Annotated in this window: 11 protein-coding genes; 4 read left to right on the forward strand and 7 right to left on the reverse strand. The window is 43.0% G+C overall.

The window, feature by feature from the left end:
- Window positions 1–22: 22 nt before the first annotated feature.
- The 3 genes from PLE34_RS02550 to PLE34_RS02560 form a co-directional block, all read right to left on the reverse strand.
- Window positions 23–1,129, reverse strand: a complete 1,107-nt coding sequence (locus tag PLE34_RS02550) for a DUF3810 domain-containing protein (protein WP_324553901.1) — start codon at window positions 1,127–1,129, stop codon at window positions 23–25.
- Window positions 1,130–1,416: 287 nt separating this feature from the next.
- Complete coding sequence (locus PLE34_RS02555; protein ID WP_324553903.1) at window positions 1,417–1,836, reverse strand: bactofilin family protein; 420 nt, start codon at window positions 1,834–1,836, stop codon at window positions 1,417–1,419.
- 20 nt (window positions 1,837–1,856) lie between these two features.
- The gene (locus PLE34_RS02560; RefSeq protein ID WP_324553905.1) at window positions 1,857–2,255 is read right to left on the reverse strand and encodes a hypothetical protein; all 399 of its coding nucleotides are present in this window, start codon (window positions 2,253–2,255) and stop codon (window positions 1,857–1,859) included.
- Window positions 2,256–2,450: 195 nt separating this feature from the next.
- Between PLE34_RS02560 and porW the strand changes: the two genes are divergently transcribed.
- The 3 genes from porW to PLE34_RS02575 all read left to right on the forward strand — a co-directional run bounded on the left by porW (window position 2,451) and on the right by PLE34_RS02575 (window position 9,479).
- A complete protein-coding gene (gene porW, locus PLE34_RS02565; protein ID WP_324553907.1) occupies window positions 2,451–5,351 on the forward strand; it encodes a type IX secretion system periplasmic lipoprotein PorW/SprE in 2,901 nt (966 codons plus the stop codon).
- Window positions 5,352–5,432: 81 nt separating this feature from the next.
- Window positions 5,433–7,826 (forward strand): penicillin-binding protein 1A, encoded by a 2,394-nt coding sequence (locus PLE34_RS02570; protein ID WP_324553908.1) that lies wholly within the window; start codon window positions 5,433–5,435, stop codon window positions 7,824–7,826.
- Between the two features lie 369 nt (window positions 7,827–8,195).
- Entirely contained in the window at window positions 8,196–9,479 is a 1,284-nt protein-coding gene (locus PLE34_RS02575) for an alpha-amylase family glycosyl hydrolase (RefSeq protein WP_324553910.1), read from the forward strand.
- 13 nt (window positions 9,480–9,492) lie between these two features.
- Here PLE34_RS02575 and PLE34_RS02580 read toward each other — a convergent pair whose 3' ends face one another.
- From PLE34_RS02580 to accD, 3 genes are all read right to left on the reverse strand, one after another.
- Window positions 9,493–10,443, reverse strand: a complete 951-nt coding sequence (locus tag PLE34_RS02580; protein ID WP_324553912.1) for a hypothetical protein — start codon at window positions 10,441–10,443, stop codon at window positions 9,493–9,495.
- Between the two features lie 120 nt (window positions 10,444–10,563).
- Window positions 10,564–11,004, reverse strand: a complete 441-nt coding sequence (smpB, locus tag PLE34_RS02585; protein ID WP_324553914.1) for an SsrA-binding protein SmpB — start codon at window positions 11,002–11,004, stop codon at window positions 10,564–10,566.
- Between the two features lie 51 nt (window positions 11,005–11,055).
- Window positions 11,056–11,991 carry an acetyl-CoA carboxylase, carboxyltransferase subunit beta gene (gene accD, locus PLE34_RS02590; protein WP_324553916.1) on the reverse strand — a complete coding sequence of 312 codons (936 nt, stop codon included), beginning with the start codon at window positions 11,989–11,991 and terminating at the stop codon, window positions 11,056–11,058.
- Window positions 11,992–12,213: 222 nt separating this feature from the next.
- Between accD and PLE34_RS02595 the strand changes: the two genes are divergently transcribed.
- Window positions 12,214–13,578, forward strand: a complete 1,365-nt coding sequence (locus PLE34_RS02595; protein WP_324553918.1) for a TrpB-like pyridoxal phosphate-dependent enzyme — start codon at window positions 12,214–12,216, stop codon at window positions 13,576–13,578.
- A gap of 68 nt (window positions 13,579–13,646) precedes the next feature.
- On the opposite strand, the gene PLE34_RS02600 is transcribed toward PLE34_RS02595, so the two are convergent.
- Window positions 13,647–14,471, reverse strand: a complete 825-nt coding sequence (locus PLE34_RS02600) for a 3-keto-disaccharide hydrolase (RefSeq protein ID WP_324553920.1) — start codon at window positions 14,469–14,471, stop codon at window positions 13,647–13,649.
- Between the last annotated feature and the right edge of the window lie 28 nt (window positions 14,472–14,499).

Consider the following 14,499-nt stretch of genomic DNA (forward strand, 5'->3'; position numbering starts at 1 on the left):
ACTACCAAACCTCAAACTCCCTTTAACCGGCACGAGGTATAAAGATATTGTTTTCGTATTTTTTATACCAGGCAATTACATCCGCTACCACCTCGCTGTAAGTAACCATGCCTAATGGCTGGTCATTGGCCTCAAGATATTTCCCGTACGCCCAACTGAAAAGCGGTTCCACGGGATTTTCATATTTACTGTAATATGCTTTCAGCGTTGTGATATCTGCTGTAACGCCGGGATGTAATAAGGTTAAAAAATCCTGTGCCGCAATGGAATCTGTTCTGTGCAGGTTGCGGTTGGCATACAGGAAAAGATCGAAATAAGCGGAATACATAAAAAGGGAATCGCCGGAAGCGGTAGCTACAATAAAACCGGCAAAGCTGGCTTCGTTTTCTTTGGCATACCCCAACTGGTGCGCTATTTCATGGCAGTTAATGTAAGGCTGAAGAAATGGCGGAACATCGGTATTAACCTGGGCTTCCCCGGTAAAAGGATTGTAATAGCCGGAAAATCCGAAGTAATTACCGATAAAATTAAAAAAAGAGGGTTTTACCGAGGGGTGCGCATACTGCAGGAAAGGATATTTTTGTGCCGCCTGTGCAAATGCGCTGTTTGTTTTTATAAACAATTCTTTTGTGGAAGGATAGGGTATGTTCCGGTGTATTAAAGCCGCTTTGCACTCGTTCACTTTTTCCAGCAATACAGTATTGATGTGTATTAATTCTGCCTGTGAATATTTTTCACGTTCAAAATTCATTTGATAGTGAATTCCTTTCCGGTTATAATTCAATCCCCACATCAGGTTAAAAATGATATAGAGCAGCAAAAAAAAATGTACTGTTTTAAGCCAGGCTTTTTTTGAAGGGAGCCATGACCGTTTCTCTTTTCGCAGGCTTTTTATCCGTTGCGCAGCTTTCCATAGTGCAAACAGGAAAATAAAGCTGTATAAAACATCCCCGGCGCTAAAAGGAAGCCATCCGAAAGCTATTCTTAAAAACGCACTGATAAAAGGGTATATCCCGGAAGTATAAGATGATTCAACAAGGCCCGGAAAGGAGGCATATAAACGTATGCCTGCTGCAAGGCATACCAGAAAGAGAAGGACTATAACACTGCGCTTAGAGGGGTTTTGCATAACTTACCGGCGCCCGAATGATTTTGATATTGAAACCTCAAAGTAAATGGTTTTTGCACAACAAACTGAATCGGAAATAATTTATGTTTAAAAGAGATGCCGCAGTTCCTGTTGAACACATTATAGAAAGCGATAGCAAAATCCCTGCTATCTTAATTTCGGCTCTGAAATCCTTATCAACTATTAAACCTCCATCAGGAGAGGCAATACATCCGGACAATAGCATCCCTGCACGGCTTGCAAAAGTCGTGCAGGGCAAATAAAACGGTTCCGGTTAAGGAAGAAAATTATTGTGCGATGGCATGTTCTTCGTCAGTGGCCATTTCTACCACATTCGCCACGCTGCCTTCGCCAACATGGCACTGGCCGTTGAAGCTCACTGTGGGCTCAACCTGCAGCTTACCGGCGCTGATATTACCTTTTATAGCAGCTTTGCCTCTCAGGTTCAATAATTCCTTGATGATGATCTTGCCGCTGACTTTTCCAAGTATGTCGGCCTGCTGTCCTTCAATATCGCCTTCAACCACACCTTCGGCGCCGATCAGCACTTTTGCCGAACCCGAAATGTTCCCTTTCAGCGTACCGTCTATGCGAATATCTCCGCTGCTTACTACATCGCCCTTAATAACGGTACCGGCGCCAATAAGACTTGTTCCGGATGAAGAAGCGGGTATCTCAATTTCAGATTTGGATTTTGATGAAAACATAGTTATTGGTTTTAAAGTGATTAATCTTCGCTTTTGTCTTCCGAAGGAATATTTAACAGGGTTGTATCAATAGTAGTTGTTATATTTCCTTTCAGCACATTCTGTATATTTTCCATGTATTTATCGCGGTAGTTCATTTGCTGCTCCAGCGAATCAACCTGCATTTTCAGTGTTATCATTTCTCTCCTGTCTGATGCGCTTCCATAACCCGGTACATAATAACGCAATGGCGTAAATACTAATAAAGCCACCGTTATACCTACCAGCGCTACAAATATGGTACATAAAGTGATGTAAACACTGAGGCGCGACAGCCTGAAGGTTACCACTTCTTCATATGTATCGTCATTCATTACCACCAGCCGGTAGCGGTTACGAAGGTGCTGCAAGGTTCCGTCTGCATCAAATATCTTTGCCATTATCAGTTATTTGTGTTAAAAATAACCACTTTGGCTTAGTTGTCAGGACTAAAGCTTGAAAAAATGTACAATTAAAATAATTTCGCTGAAATTTAGTTTATTATACGAACGAACTACGCCTACATGTATTATAGTAAATTCCTTTTAACGGTTATACTCACAGTTTTATTTTATTGTGGGCATTATTCATCTTTGATGGCGCAAAAAGATGCTACCCTTGATGTGAAAAAGCCCGAAAAATATGACAACCGTATATTAGGATCAGATAAAACCTTTACTACTAAATACACTATTCCACGCAGGCTCATGCAGGGCATGAGCACACATTATAATTTTTTCTTTAATGCGGATGTTAAATTAACAGGGGTAGTGGAGGGTGCAAAACAAAGTTTCAGGGAAGATTATACTGAATTGCTCCCTTTTTATAATTATACCCTTGACGCTACCGCGTCGCAAAAAACTGAGCTGGATTCTGTACTTCAAAAATGTAATGCGGGTATTTTGCTTCATGACCTCAGAAATGAATGGATTGATGATATGTATTTTCTGATGGGCAAGGCTTATTTTTTTAAAAAGCAATTTGATTCCGCCTATATCGCTTTTCAATATCTTAATTATTATTTTCAGCCCAAGACTAAGGAAGAGCTGGGATTTAAAAAATATATAGGCAGTAATCTTAATGATGAAGGGAATGTGTATTCGGTTTCTACCAAGGAAAAGACAGGTATAACTTCAAAAATTTTCAGCGAACCACCCCGCCGTAATGATGCCTTAGTTTGGCAACTGAGGAATTATATTGAAGACAGCAGCTACAACGCGGCTTCTGCTATGATACAGACCCTGAAACGGGATGAGCTGTTTCCCCGCAGGTTAAAGCCGGCGCTTGAAGAAATGCATGCTTACCTTTTTTATAAAAACAAAGTATGGGACAGCGCAGCGCACTACCTGATACCTGCATTAGACAACACCGAAAATATGGCGGAACGGGCCAGGCGGGAATACCTGATAGGACAGTTATATGCGCTGGATAAAAATACAACAGAAGCCGGTATTTTTTTTGACCGCTGTATTAAGCATACCATTGACCCGGTGATGGAAGTATATGCAAGACTGAATAAAATAAAACTGGCCCAGGGCGATGATGAAGAAAAGATTATTGATGAAAACATAAAGCAACTGCTTAAAATGGCCAGGCGTGATAAGTATTACAACTATCGTAATATTATTTACTATATGGCGGCGCAAATGGAAATGCAGCGTAATAATTTTGACGCGGCTAAAACCTGGCTTTTAAGAAGTGTTAAATATAATAACGAAGACATTGATCAGCGTAACCGCTCGTTTTTATATTTGGGCAACCTGGCCTTTGAAAAAAAAGAATATGAGCTGGCCTACGGCGCCTACGACAGCTTAGACATCAACAGCCCTGTAGTGAAAGACGCCGCAATAATTTCCCTGCGAAAGGATGCATTGGGTGGTGTAATAACGAAAATACACACCGTAAGGGTGGAAGACAGCTTACAAAAGGTTGCCGCCATGCCGGAAGACGAACGCGAAAAATACGTAAAAGCCGCTGCCAGGCGTTTACGCAAAGAAAGAGGATTAAAGGAGAATGATTCGCTTAACATGAATACGAACAATCCGTTTGCCAATAATACAACTGCAGATATTTTTTCGGGAAATGATGGGAAAGGAGATTGGTATTTTAACAACAACGCATTGAAGTCGAAGGGGTTTACCACTTTCCGTAATAACTGGGGTTCAAGGCCTAACGTAGATAACTGGAGGCGCATGGCGGATATTACAGCCCAGTTTAAAACGCCTGAACCTGCAGGCAACAACCCGCCCGGTGAAATGGCAAATACAGCCGGCCACCCGGAAGACATCAGTTATGAAGGGCTTATGAAAAACCTTCCGCTTACCCCGGAGGCTGTACAGGTTTCTAACGACAGCATTCAATCGGCCCTGTTTGGATTAGGAAAGGCATTTAAAGATCAGTTTGAAGATTATGCCGAAGCGATAAAAAATTATGAAGCATTATTGAACCGTTTTCAGGATACCCGCTACCAGGAAGAAGCAGTTTTTGACCTGTATTATTGCTATACCAAACTGAATATGCCGGTTAAAGCCAGGCAGTACAGGGAAATACTGGCAAAAATTGCACCCCAAAGCCAGTATATTGAATATATTGATAACCCTAAGGCGGTAGAGGAACGCAAAACCAAACTGAAGGATGATGCTACCCGGAATTATGAAAAGATATACGATCTTTTCTTAGAGGGCAAATTTGAGGAAGCCATTATACAGAAGGCGAAAGCAGACAGTATTTATGGGAATATTTACTGGACACAGCAATTATTGTATATAGAGTCTGTATACTATATTAAGCAAAAGGATGATAATTCGGCTGTCAACGCGTTGCAGCACCTTATTCATATTGACCGGGAGGCGCCCATCTCCAAAAAAGCGGAAAATATCATAGATGTTCTGAAGCGGCGCGATGAAATAGAAAAGTATCTTACCAGCTTAGATATAGAAAGAGCAAAGGAAGATTCCATTGCTGTTGTGGAAGAAAAACCCAGGGCAGGAGTACAGGAACAGGTTAAAACATCGGGGCAACCCAGAGCGCAGGAAGTAGCCGCTGCAAAAGAAACGATCATAAAACCGGCAATAGATTCATCCGTATTCAACAGGCCAAAGCCGGCGCCACAGTCCGGTTTCAGCTATGATCCTTCGGTACAGCATTATGTGGCTGTGGTGCTCAATAAAGTGGATATTGTATATGTTAATGAAGCTAAAAACGCTTTTAGCCGCTATAACCGCGAATCATTTAACGATCAGCCAATAGAAATAACGATATTGCCTTTGGATGAAGATAATAAGCTGATGCTGATGTCGGGCTTTTCAGACGCTGTTGGCGCATTAGATTATGTAAATAAGGCAAAACGTGTGGCCGGAGCGCAGGTAGTTCCCTGGCTGGCCGCTGATAAGTATTCCTTTATTGTTATTTCGGCAGGCAACCTTGAAGTGCTCGAAAACAATAAAGACATAGAGGGGTACAGGCAATTCGTTGAAGCCAATTACCCGGCCCAATAAGAAGTTAATTTAAGCATGGAATTTGCTTTTGAGTTTGTTTAAGCATTCTGTTGCAGTCTTTATTAATCATAATAATAGCAAATGACAAAGACCGTAAAATATTTCTGGAGAATTTTCTTTGCCGGGCTTGGCTTTGCCGTTTTATTTCTGCTGGCTATTTCATGGGGAATTTTTGGAAAGCTTCCATCATTATCCGAACTGGAAAATCCTTCCATTCTTTCTGCTTCGGAAGTGTATGCCGCCGATGGAAGGCTGATGGGCAAGTATTACGTAACAGACAGAACCAATGTTCCCTACAGTGAAATTTCACCCAATGTTATTAATGCCCTGGTGGCTACCGAAGATGAAAGGTTTTACAGGCATTCAGGCATTGACGCGAGGAGCCTTGGAAGAGCTGTTTTCTTTTTTGGAAGTGAAGGCGGGGCAAGTACCATTACCCAGCAGTTGGCCAAGAATATGCTTGGACAGGGAAGCAGGAATACCATAGCCCGGGTAATAGAAAAACTGAAAGAGATGATTGTGGCGATTAAGCTGGAACGGAATTTTACAAAGGAAGAGATCCTTGCGTTGTATCTTAATACGGTTGAATACAGTGATCATGTGTATGGTATACGGAATGCTTCCCGTACTTTTTTTCAAAAGGATGCTTCGAGGCTTGATGTTGCCGAATCTGCCGTGCTGATAGGTATGCTTAAAGCTACGGGCACGTATAACCCGCGTACCAATCCCAAACTGGCGTTAGACAGAAGGAATACGGTGATAGACCAGATGGTCCGGAATAACTATTTGCCAGCGGCAGAGGCTGCTAAGGTTAAGCTGGTACCTATAAAGCTCGATTATGAAAAAATGAACCAGAATACCAACCTGGCGCCTTATTTCATTGATGTACTACGCAATGATATCCGCCAATGGTGCAAGGATCACAAAAATCCCAAAACGGGCGAAGCGTATAATATTTATAAAGACGGGCTGAAAATATATACTACCATTGATCCGCGCATGCAGTTGTATGCCGAAATGGCCGTAGCGCGCCATATGCCTAACCTGCAAAAAGTATTTAATGCGCAAAAGAATATAAAGGACGGGAGTGTATGGAAAACGAAAGACGGGAAAGCTGTATTGGAAAGAGCGATAAAGAGTAGTGAGCGCTGGGCCGATTTATCAGGTGCCGGTTTGAAAGAAGCCGAGATCCGGAAGTCATTCGATATAAAAGTGCCCATGAAAGTGTTTGCCTGGAATGCCAAACGTGAAACAGACACGATCATGACGCCGCTGGATTCTATCAAATACCATAAGCAAATGCTGCAGGCTTCTTTTTTGCTAACCGATCCTTTAACCGGGGAAGTAAAAGCATGGGTAGGCGGTATAGACTTTAAGACCTACAAATTCGATCATGTTAATGCTAATACCAAAAGGCAGGTGGGCTCTACCTTTAAGCCCCTTTTATATACGCTGGCCGTGATGAACGGGTATACGCCCGAAACACCTGTGCCGGTTGATCCGGTTGACCTGGGCGGCAAAATGATCGGCGATAAAAAATACAGCGGAACACGCCCTTTGAATTATTGCCTGGCAGCGTCTATCAACCCTGCCGCGGCCAACCTGATGAACGTGATAGGGGTGAACAGGATGGTGGATTTCGCACATCAGTGCGGCATTTCCAGCACCATTCCGCCATATCCTTCCATAGCGCTGGGTTCCGCCGATATTTCATTGATTGAAATGGTGGGCGCCTACAGTATGTTCCCAGCAGGGGGAATGAATACCAAACCCATTTATATTGCAAGGATAGAAGACCGCAACGGTAATGTGCTGCAATCTTTCACTACCTCGCATAAGGAAGTAATCAATGAATCGGATGCATATATTATGACAAGAATGATGCAGGGAGTGGTTGATTTTGGCACCGGGCGTTCGTTGAGAGGCACCTATGGTATTGCAAGCGAAGTAGCGGGTAAAACAGGTACTACCAACAGCAATGCCGACGGCTGGTTTATAGGGTTTACCCCACAGTTACTCGGCGGCGCGTGGGTAGGCGCAGATGACCCTATTTTACGGATATCTAATAATTACGTAGGTCAGGGTGCGCAAATGGCCATGCCCATATGGGCCTATTTTTTCCAGGAGGTATATAAAGATAAAACCCTTGGTATAGATGCCGGCGCAAGATTTGTGCAACCGGAAAGCCTGAAAAATGAAATGATCTATGATTGGGTGGATCCTTCTGCATCTGATACACCCATATTAGAAGGCGAAAACCAGCCGGGTGATGCCAACCAGTATATTGATGTGCCGGTTAGCGACGGGCGGGAAAGAGTTACAACGGAATCGCAACTGAACGATGAAGAAAAGAAAATACTGGAGGAGGCAAAGAACGCGAATAAGAAAAAAGATAAAGTGCAGCCCGATACTGCGGATAAGAAAAAAAAAGGCTTCTTCCGTAAACTTTTCGGTGGTAAAAAAAAGAATGAATGAATGGGGCGCAGGTTACAGGGTACGGGTTGCAGGGTACAGGTTGCAGGGGGCAGATTACAGGGGAGTTACTATTAATTACAGGGAGAGTTCTTCTGCTTTGGATTTTTTTAATTTACAGTTTATTGTTTGTAGTTTACGGTTGCATTTCGCTTCGAATTTGAAATTTGAAATTTGAATTTTATTTGGTTCTTGTTATTTGTTTCCTGGTGCTTTATATTCCCTTCGGGTTTCGGTTGTAATTAAATACTTACAGTTCCTGTTTCGTAATTTTTTTTGACACAAAGGAAAACGCTTTGTGGCTATATAGTTTTTTTATGATCGTCTTCGGAAGTATCTTTAGTTTTTGAGCAACTCCTAATTAAAACAACTATGCATACAGAACACCGGCGGGTAGCGTGGAGGCATCATACCAATGTATATGAAATCAATCTTCGTCAATATACAAAAGAGGGCACTTTCAATGCTTTTGCAGGGGAGCTGCCAAGACTCAGGAAAATGGGGGTAGAAACGTTATGGTTCATGCCGGTAACGCCTATTGCAAAAGAAAAGATGAAAGGAACCATGGGCAGCTATTATGCCTGCTCAGATTATACTGCCGTAAACCCCGAATTTGGCACATTGGATGATTTTAAAAAACTGGTCCGTTTAGCCCATCAGCTGGGATTTAAAGTCATTATAGATTGGGTGGCCAATCATACCGGCTGGGATCATGTATGGACAAAAACGCATCCTGAATACTACAAAAGAGACGAAGCCGGGAATTTTAAAGCCGCTTCGGGAATGGATGATATTATTGAGCTGGACTTTAACAATCCGGATTTGGTTAAGGCGATGATTGATGCCATGACGTTCTGGATAAAGGAATGTGATATTGACGGATTCCGGTGCGACCTGGCATTTTGGGTGGAGCTGGATTTCTGGAGAAAGGCCAGGCCAGCGCTGGATCAGGTGAAACCATTGTTCTGGCTGGGTGAATTTGATGCTTTGGATAATCCTGAATACCTCGAAGTATTTGATGCGGCCTATGCCTGGACCTGGATGCATAAAACAGAGGATTTTTATAAAAAACAACGTCATATTCCTGCTTTGGAAAACCTGCTGCAACAATACAAATCCGTTTTTTTGCCAGGTACAACCGGTTTGTATTTTACCTCCAACCACGATGAGAATAGCTGGAATGGAACGGAATTTGAAAAATATGGCGATATGGCGCCAGCGCTTGCAGTATTTAGCTGCACATGGGATGGTATACCCTTACTATACAGCGGGCAGGAATTGCCCAACCTCAAAAGGCTGCAATTCTTTGACAAGGATGTTATTGAATGGAATGGCACATATGCGCTGGAAGCGTTTTACAGAAAGCTCCTTACCCTGAGAGCTGAAAATCCTGCCCTGGCTTCGGGAAATGGACAAGCAGAAACAACCATATTAGATTTTAAACAGGATGAGCATATTTTGGGTTACGTAAGGAAATGTGGTGTTAACGCGGTATTGGTATTGATGAACTTATCTCCGTATCCCAGCCGGTTTATGCATAACGACAGCGGTATTACAGGAAAGTACACGGAAAGCTTCACCGGGGAAGAGAAAGATTGTTCGGCCAACCAGTGGTTTGAGCTGGCTCCGTGGGGATACAAAGTGTATGTAACGTGAATTATAGAAACACTTATCGTTTTCGCCTTACCCTTATTGTAGAGTTTTGTGTTAAGCTGCTGGATAAAAATATTTCGTGGCGGTTTACTCCGTCCGTCAATACCATTAAAGCGGTGTTGGGAGATATGCTTCCCAGGTTTTCGGCAAACATGCTGATTTCGTTATATTCTTTTGTGGTATCTAACACGGTGTAAAATACGATACCTCTTTCGCTGAGTAGCTGGTGTGTAGCCACGGGCTCTTTATTGAAGAAAACGGAAATGCTGTCGCCGTCTACTATGCCATTGTCGTAAAAGGTAAGCCGGAGCGAATCTGAATGCACCCATATTTCCTGCCCTACCACTTCTTTTCGCTTGGTGAATTCTTCTAATATCTTTTGCGCTTCCATTTTTTCGGCGGAGGGTTCCTTAATCTTCAGGTCTACCGAATCAGGAATATATATTTTCTGATCATTCACCACCACATCTTCTTCGGAGGGCCGCCATATTTTTTTGATAGCGGCAAATTTGTCTATTAAGCTGTCTGTGTTAAGCGCTTCGCCATAAACAAAGTCAAAGGCAATATCGGGGCAGGTATACTTATATTTACCCTGGGTGGTAAACACGCCTTTAATGCTGGTGCTTACCCTGGAGGCTGTAAGGATAGCCCTCAGGTCCATAATACATTCCACGCCATTGCTTGCGGATGCCCGGAAATAGGTAATGGGAACATCTTTGATCAGCACTTCCCTTGTACGCTGGTTGTAAGTGCCCTTTACGTAAAAGCTCTGGTAGCTGTCGCGGAAGTAATAGCTGATGATGCCTTTTACTTCGTTATTATTCTGTTTCAGATCAAGCTCAACAAGGTAATTATTGTGCGATCCGCCCAGTAATACATCGGCGCTTCCAAACCAGCTACCTTTTATGCCCTGGGCTATACTATGTGTTGCACAAAAAAAACAAAAAAGGGTTAGTATTATTCTCATCAAACTATTAGAATAGTACGGTTATGTAAATACATGCAAAGTAACGTATGATATCTAAAAGTATTGTAAATAAACTGTTTATCTTCATCCTGTATGTTCCCCGCAGAGGATTCGCGGCTATCATACACCATATTTTCGTTTAATTTCCCTTTCCGTGTCCCTGGCTTTAATGCTCTCCCGTTTATCGTGCAGCTTTTTACCCTTGCCCAGCCCGATTTCTATTTTCACCAATCCTTTTTCGCTGAAAAAAATACTGAGCGGCACAATGGTATATCCTTTTTCCTTTAATTTAGATTCCAGCTTCTTTAGTTCTTTTTTGTTCAGGAGCAATTTACGTTCCCGTAAAGGTTCATGATTATGGTAGGTGCCGTGGCTGTATTCTGCTATATGAAGGCTTTTGATCCATAGCTCGCCTTTATGGAAATAGCAATAACTGTCATTAAAGCTGGCCCGGCCTTCACGCAGTGATTTTACTTCTGTGCCCGTTAATACCAAACCTGCCACATATTTGTCATCTATGTGATATTCATACCAGGCGGAACGGTTACGTATATTGGACATACTTTATAAATGTGATTTCCCGGAAGGTAAACAAATTGGGCGTTACCGGGGTCAGGATTCAAATAACGTGAGGAGGGTAGCTGTTTTTTCTTTTAACTCTTTCCGCGGAATAATAATATCTAAAAAACCATGATCCATTAAGAACTCTGAGCTTTGAAAGCCCGGAGGAAGATCTTTTTTTATGGTTTCTTTAATTACCCGCGGGCCGGCAAACCCTATCATAGCCCCGGGTTCCCCGATATTAATATCTCCAAGCATGGCAAAAGAAGCGGTAGTGCCGCCATAAGTAGGGTCGGTGCAAAGAGAAATATAAGGAATGCCGGCATCAGATAATTGCGACAACTTGCCGGATGTTTTGGCTAATTGCATGAGCGAAAAAGCACTTTCCATCATCCGGGCGCCACCGCTTTTACTAATAATCATTAAGGGAATGTGGTGCTGCAGGCAATGATCAACCGCCTTGGCAATTTTTTCACCCATTACACTTCCCAGCGAGCCGCCGATAAAGTTAAAATCCATACAGCAAACTACCATCGCGTGATCATGGATCTTTCCGGATGCAACAGAAATGGAATCGTTCAAGCCGGTTTTACGGTAGGCTTCCTCTAAGCGTTTTTGATAGGGTTTCAGATCATTGAACTTCAGGAAATCAACAGAACGGATATTAGTGAATAATTCCTCGTATTGCTGCTGGTCAAATAAAATATCAAAATATTCCTGGCTGCCTATGCGGTGATGATACTGGCATTTAGGACAAACAAAAAGGTTTTCCTTGAGCTCCAGCACAGTGCAGGTGTATTTACAACTCGGGCATTTGATCCATAATCCGTCCGGCGTTTCTTTTTTCTCTGCGGTAGATGTGAGTATGCCCTTTTTGATTCGCTTGAACCAACGGCTTCTTGCTTCATCATTGTTCCCATCCTCACCGGCAAGGTTGGCATCAAAATCTTCTTCGTGTTGCATCTTTGTGCTTATGTTGGAGGTCAAGATTAACGAATTTATTGAATAATAACAAAAATACCCGTTGCGCTATTCCATTCCCGGATGTGCCGGAAAAAATAAGTGGTTGAACTGCTAAAAGGCAAAATACAATATGCAAGCAAAAGTATGGGGAGCAAATATAAACAAGAAATTATAAATCTGCCAACAGGAGGCTATTTCAGGCTAATTTGATCTTTTTCAGTATCTTGATTACCAAAAAATTATTACATGTCACAACAAAGAAAAATTACTTTACAGGAATCAGAGATACCAACGCACTGGTATAATATTATGGCAGATATGCCTAATAAACCCCTGCCACCCCTGCATCCCGGAACAAAACAACCTGTTGGCCCGGAAGATTTAGCCCCGCTTTTTCCCATGGAACTGATCAAACAGGAGGTAAGTACCGAAAAATGGATAGAGATACCGGACGAGGTGAGGAACCTGTATTCCATCTGGCGGCCTACGCCCATGTTCAGGGCTTACGGATTAGAAAAAGCGCTGGGTACAAAATCTAAGATCTATTACAAATACGAAGGTGTTAGTCCCGCGGGTTCGCATAAGCCCAATACCGCCGTTCCGCAGGCCTATTATAATATGAAGGAAGGGATAAAGAAAATTTCAACAGAAACAGGGGCTGGTCAATGGGGCAGTGCGCTGAGCTTTGCCTGTAAATTGTTTGGGATTTCCTGTGAGGTATTTATGGTAAAAGTGAGTTATGACGGCAAACCTTACCGCAAAATTATGATGAACACCTGGGGCGCAACGGTACATGCTTCTCCCAGCAATTTAACCAATGCGGGCAGGAGTATCCTGGCCGGAGATCCCAACTCGCCCGGCAGCCTGGGCATTGCCATTTCTGAAGCGGTGGAAGTGGCGGCCACGCATGATGATACCAAATATTCTTTAGGCAGTGTATTGAATCATGTATTGATGCATCAAACCATTATAGGACTGGAGGCATTGAAGCAAATGGAAAAAGCAGGCGACTATCCCGATATTGTAGTGGCCCCTTTTGGCGGCGGATCCAACTTCGCCGGTATAGCGTTTCCTTTTTTACAAAATAAGTTAACAGGAGGAAAGAATGTAAGAGCTGTAGCGGTGGAGCCAACATCCTGCCCGAAATTAACGCGCGGTGTTTTCCGTTACGATTTTGGCGATACGGTTGGAATGACACCGCTTATTCCGATGTACACGCTGGGACATAATTTCATTCCCTCGCCTATTCATGCGGGCGGGCTGCGTTATCATGGGGCCGGCGCCATTGTTAGCCAGTTGCTCAGGGATGGTATTATTGAAGCCAATGCCATTAACCAAACGGAATGTTTCGATGCGGGCTTATTGTTTTCCGGAACCGAAGGCATTATTCCTGCGCCGGAAGCTACCCATGCCATTGCTGAAGTAATACGGCAGGCGAAACAGGCCGATGAAGAAGGCGTTTCCAAAACCATTTTGTTTAACTTATGCGGTCATGGTCATTTTGATCTGAGCGCTTATGAGCAATACCTCAATGGTAAGCTGGTTGATTATGAAGTATCGCAGGAAGACATTAATCAATCGCTGGCAGCGCTGAATACGCCGGTGATATAGGCATCCTTTCATCATTACATAAAAGTGCGGCATCCCATGCTGCACTTTTATGGTGGTAGGAGTTGACTTTATCGCTGTAACATCTTAAGCTCTACGCGCCTAAATAGCACTTCAGCTCCTTCAGATTGTATCTGAATGCGGCCTTTGGAAGGAAGCACATTGCCTGCACGATTAACCAGTATGCCGTTCAAAACAATGGAGATATTTTTTCCATCAACGATGCATTCCATCCTGTTCCATTCGCCCAGAGGTTTTTCCACGTCCTGTTTTCCCCTGAAGTTTTTTACATCATCCCAATCATCATCCCTTCCCCACCAGTTGATCCTCCCGGCATGAATAGTAACAGGCGCACCATTCTCTTTAAACAAATAACTGCTCTTTTGCTTTTCAGCAGCTACCGGGCTGGTAATGGCAAAATTGTTGCTGCCATCTCCTACAACCAGCAGGTCACCTGTTCCGCCCTCAATCATCTGGCACTCTATGCCGTACATCCAGGTACCGGAATAACCGCCATCAATGCCAGTTGAATGTACAAGTATGCCACCATCTCTTGCATTATTGATTCTTGGCTCATATGTTTTTCCGCCCCATTTAAATTCCGCTGTGAGCGTATAATTTTCATACTCGTTATTGGTAGTGATACAGCCCCACTCCTCACCAGATATATGGATCAGCCCATCTTTTACGGTGAATACACCCTTCGGATCATTGCCACGTCCGCGATCTTTAATAAATGTATACCAGCCATCAAGGTTTTTACCGTTAAACAGCCTGATGGTTTTTGCCGCTTCTTTATTTGCAGTATTGCTTAATTCCGATTTGTTTTTTTCGGGTGTCTCTACCACTGATAGTAAAACCACAACCGAAAGAAAAAATAATTTATTGATTATCATGCTTCATGGCTTTTTATGAATAATTTTT

Origin of the sequence: Agriterribacter sp., assembly GCF_035445465.1 — a bacterium.
Lineage (GTDB): Bacteria > Bacteroidota > Bacteroidia > Chitinophagales > Chitinophagaceae > Agriterribacter.

Excerpts from the sequence above, each read along its gene's own strand:
- PLE34_RS02550 (WP_324553901.1), bottom strand. The coding sequence starts at position 1,129 with ATGCAAAACCCCTCTAAGCGCAGTGTTATAGTCCTTCTCTTTCTGGTA.
- PLE34_RS02555 (WP_324553903.1), bottom strand. The coding sequence starts at position 1,836 with ATGTTTTCATCAAAATCCAAATCTGAAATTGAGATACCCGCTTCTTCA.
- PLE34_RS02560 (WP_324553905.1), bottom strand. The coding sequence starts at position 2,255 with ATGGCAAAGATATTTGATGCAGACGGAACCTTGCAGCACCTTCGTAAC.
- porW (WP_324553907.1), top strand. The coding sequence starts at position 2,451 with ATGGCGCAAAAAGATGCTACCCTTGATGTGAAAAAGCCCGAAAAATAT.
- PLE34_RS02570 (WP_324553908.1), top strand. The coding sequence starts at position 5,433 with ATGACAAAGACCGTAAAATATTTCTGGAGAATTTTCTTTGCCGGGCTT.
- PLE34_RS02575 (WP_324553910.1), top strand. The coding sequence starts at position 8,196 with ATGCATACAGAACACCGGCGGGTAGCGTGGAGGCATCATACCAATGTA.
- PLE34_RS02580 (WP_324553912.1), bottom strand. The coding sequence starts at position 10,443 with ATGAGAATAATACTAACCCTTTTTTGTTTTTTTTGTGCAACACATAGT.
- smpB (WP_324553914.1), bottom strand. The coding sequence starts at position 11,004 with ATGTCCAATATACGTAACCGTTCCGCCTGGTATGAATATCACATAGAT.
- PLE34_RS02595 (WP_324553918.1), top strand. The coding sequence starts at position 12,214 with ATGTCACAACAAAGAAAAATTACTTTACAGGAATCAGAGATACCAACG.
- PLE34_RS02600 (WP_324553920.1), bottom strand. The coding sequence starts at position 14,471 with ATGATAATCAATAAATTATTTTTTCTTTCGGTTGTGGTTTTACTATCA.